A 3,581-nucleotide genomic window follows, 5' to 3' on the forward strand; every position below is an offset into this window, starting at 1 on the left:
GATCAGTTCAGAGCTTGCGCGCTATCCGAATCTGAAGGAAGTCGTTTGGGCTCAGGAAGAGTCGAAGAACCAGGGTGCGTGGAATTTCGTCATGGAACAGCTGCTGGAAATTGTGAAGGCACCTGCAGCGCTGCGCTATATCGGACCTGCGGCAAGTGCATCGACTGCACCGGGCTACGCGTCGATGTACCTCGCGCGTCAGGAAAAGTACCTGCACGCAGCTATTGACGAGTAACTACCTAACAAGGGCGAGTCGGAGACGATGTCACTGATTCGCCCTCGTTGCCAGATCTGTTTCATGTCCCCACTAAGGAAACATTCATGCTTAAGTTTTACTTTCATCCCACGCCTAATCCCGCGAAAGTAGCGCTCCTGCTCGAGGAGCTTGAAATACCGTACGAACTGTCTCCCGTCGATACCTTCAAGGGAAAGCAACACGAGCCGGAGTACCTGAAGATCAACCCGAATGGCAAAGTGCCGGCCATCGTTGACGACGGTATCGCCGTCTTCGATTCCCACGCCATTCTGCTGCACCTAAGCGCGAAGCACGGCAAGTTCGTGCCGTCCACACCGTCGCAGAATGCCGAGATGCTCTCGTGGCTGATGTTCGTCGCGACCGGCCTGTCGCCGTTCTCCGGTCAGGCCGTGCACTTCCTGCACCATGCGCCGGAAACCCTGCCGTATGCGCGTAACCGTTATCTGAAGGAAGTCGAGCGCCACTACCGCATTCTCGATGCGCGTCTCGCGGGCTCAAAGTACCTGGCGGGCGACACTTACTCGATCGCCGACATGGCGCTCTGGGGCTGGGGCAATTCCGCCGGCTTTATCTTCGGCGAGAAGGGTCTGACGGACTATCCGCACGTCAAGCGTCTGGTCGATGAAATCTCGGCGCGCCCGGCAGCCGTCCGCGCCCTGGCGCTGAGGGACAAGTTCAAGTTCAAAGCCGATTTTGACGACGAAACCCGTCGCGCACTGTTCCCGCAGAACGCTTAGATCACCGTCCAGGCAAGCCGCGAAAACGCTCGCACTGGCCGCGTGAAAACGGCCAGTGCCGGTGCGCTGGAGACCGATGAAATGGCCGCCCGCGCTAACGACCGAGGTCGTGCCAGAGGCAGGCCCAATGAAGCGTTTTGAAGCAAGTGGCATGATGAGGCCCCTGGGACATAAACACCGCTCCAGTAAGACCATTGCAAACTCACTCTGCACCATCCCCGCCACCCTGTATCTGAACGCCTTTAGGCGACGTTTCCATGAAAAAGATTGGCTTTCTCTCCTTCGGCCACTGGACTAATTCTGCGCATTCGCGGGCACGGTCGGCGGCTGATGTGCTTCTGCAATCCATCGACCTCGCGGTCGCCGCTGAGGAACTAGGTGCAGACGGGGCCTTCTTCCGCGTCCATCATTTCGCTAAACAGCTTGCGTCGCCTTTTCCACTTCTCGCAGCGGTGGGTGCAAAAACCAGCCGGATTGAAATCGGAACGGGCGTCATCGACATGCGTTACGAGAATCCGCTCTACATGGCGGAAGATGCCGGGGCAGCCGACCTGATTGCCGGCGGACGGCTGCAACTGGGTATCAGCCGAGGCTCCGGCGAACAGGTGATCGATGGATGGCGTCATTTCGGGTACGCGCCTGACGAGGGCGAGACTCATGCCGATCTGGCGCGCCGCCACACGGAAGTATTTTATGAGGTGCTGCGAGGCAAGGGCTTTGCGCAGCCGAATGCGCGGCCCATGTTTCCAAACCCACCTGGGCTTCTGCGGATCGAACCGTATTCCGAGGGCCTTCGCGAGCGCATCTGGTGGGGTTCGGGCTCCTACGCCACGGCGGGATGGGCCGCGAAGATGGGCATGAACCTCCAGACCTCGACGTTGAAGAATGACGAATCGGGCCGGCCTCTTCATATCCAGCAAGCAGAGCAGATCCGGGCCTACCGTGAGGCATGGAAAGCGGCTGGGCATACACGCGAGCCGCGAGTGTCGGTCAGCCGGAGTATCTTCGCGCTCGTGAACGACCAGGACCGGATGTATTTTGGTCAAGGCACAGAGAGCAACGATACGATCGGCTTTCTAGACGACGACGTTCAGAAGGTTTTCGGTCGAAACTACGCCGCAGAACCTGACGTCCTCGTAGCGCAACTAGCCAAGGACGAGGCAATCGCAGCGGCTGATACCCTGCTGCTTACCGTGCCTAACCAATTGGGCGTGGAATACTGCGCGCACGTGATCGAATCGATTCTCACGCATGTGGCCCCCGAACTCGGCTGGCGCTAGAGGAAATCGACACGCCGGCTCCAAGCCGGCGACTATCAATTGCTGTTTTGCTCTCGGATCGTAGCGCCGCCGGCCGTCATGGCTCGCGCGTAAAGCGTTGAGATTCGAAAACCCCGCGTAATTCTTCTGCATGCCTCCATCTCCGGTAGAGGGACGCATGCTGCCTCGTTACTTCAAAACATTCCACGTGCAGCTTATCTATCGCCTACGGTAAACCGATGGGGCTATACACATGGATGACCGTTTGATACTCACTTGCGATTTTCCTTTCCCATGTTGTCCTCGTACGATGAGGACGTAGGCCGCAATCGTCAGGCGCGGAAACGACCGGGCAAGCGGTTTTAACGGAGCACACATGGAACACCACGCGCGCACGCAAAACGAGAAGCTCGAATTCAAGACCACGACGTGTTACATGTGCGCGTGCCGCTGCGGCATCCGGGTGCATCTGCGCGACGGCGAAGTGCGTTATATCGACGGCAACCCCGACCATCCGCTCAACCAGGGTGTGATCTGCGCTAAAGGTTCCTCGGGGATCATGAAGCAGTATTCGCCTGCGCGCCTGACCCAGCCGCTGATGCGCAAAGCAGGCGCCGAGCGCGGCAGCGCGCAGTTTGAACCGGTGTCGTGGGAAGTCGCGTTTGCCACGCTCGAAAAACGCCTTGCCCATCTGCGGGCGACCGATCCGAAGAAGTTCGCGCTCTTCACCGGCCGCGACCAGATGCAGGCGCTGACGGGTCTGTTCGCCCGGCAGTTCGGCACGCCCAACTACGCGGCGCACGGCGGGTTCTGCTCGTCCAATATGGCGGCCGGGATGATCTACACGATCGGCGGCTCGTTCTGGGAGTTTGGCGGGCCCGACCTCGACAACGCAAAGCTGTTCTTCATGATCGGCACCGCGGAAGATCATCATTCGAATCCGCTAAAAATCGCGCTGTCGAAGTTCAAGCGCGCCGGCGGCCGCTTTATCGCCATTAACCCGATCCGCACCGGCTACGCCGCGATCGCCGACGAATGGGTACCGATCCGACCCGGCACGGACGGCGCATTATTCATGGCCCTGATTCGTGAGCTGCTCGAATCCGACGCCTATGACCACGAGTTCGTGACGCGCTATACGAACGCCGCCGAACTGCTCGACATGAATGCCGACAGCGACGCGTTTGGTTTGTTCGTCCGAGATCCCGGCCTGCCGCAAGTCAATCCGCTGTTTCCGCAAAACCACCTATGGTGGGATCGCAAGACCCAGCGCGCAGTGCGTCATCACACGCCGGACGCGGAACCCGCCCTAGAGGGACGCTACACGCT

Annotated in this window: 3 protein-coding genes and 1 pseudogene; all 4 read left to right on the top strand. The window is 59.4% G+C overall.

Annotated elements, in window-relative coordinates; all coding sequences use genetic code 11:
* Window positions 1–235 (top strand): annotated as a pseudogene (locus WCA53_RS27740) (alpha-ketoglutarate decarboxylase); the annotation flags it as partial.
* A gap of 86 nt (window positions 236–321) precedes the next feature.
* Window positions 322–993, top strand: a complete 672-nt coding sequence (locus WCA53_RS27745) for a glutathione S-transferase family protein (RefSeq protein WP_423918398.1) — start codon at window positions 322–324, stop codon at window positions 991–993.
* Between the two features lie 257 nt (window positions 994–1,250).
* Window positions 1,251–2,273, top strand: a complete 1,023-nt coding sequence (locus WCA53_RS27750; RefSeq protein ID WP_423918401.1) for an LLM class flavin-dependent oxidoreductase — start codon at window positions 1,251–1,253, stop codon at window positions 2,271–2,273.
* A 355-nt stretch (window positions 2,274–2,628) separates the two neighbouring features.
* Window positions 2,629–3,581 (top strand): molybdopterin-dependent oxidoreductase (locus WCA53_RS27755; protein WP_423918404.1); only part of this gene is annotated, 953 nt, incomplete at its 3' end.

The organism is Caballeronia sp., from assembly GCF_049581465.1.
Taxonomy (GTDB): domain Bacteria; phylum Pseudomonadota; class Gammaproteobacteria; order Burkholderiales; family Burkholderiaceae; genus Caballeronia.

Bases quoted from the DNA above. Each gene is read 5' to 3' on its own strand.
- WCA53_RS27745 (WP_423918398.1), top strand. From the start codon at position 322: ATGCTTAAGTTTTACTTTCATCCCACGCCTAATCCCGCGAAAGTAGCG.
- WCA53_RS27750 (WP_423918401.1), top strand. From the start codon at position 1,251: ATGAAAAAGATTGGCTTTCTCTCCTTCGGCCACTGGACTAATTCTGCG.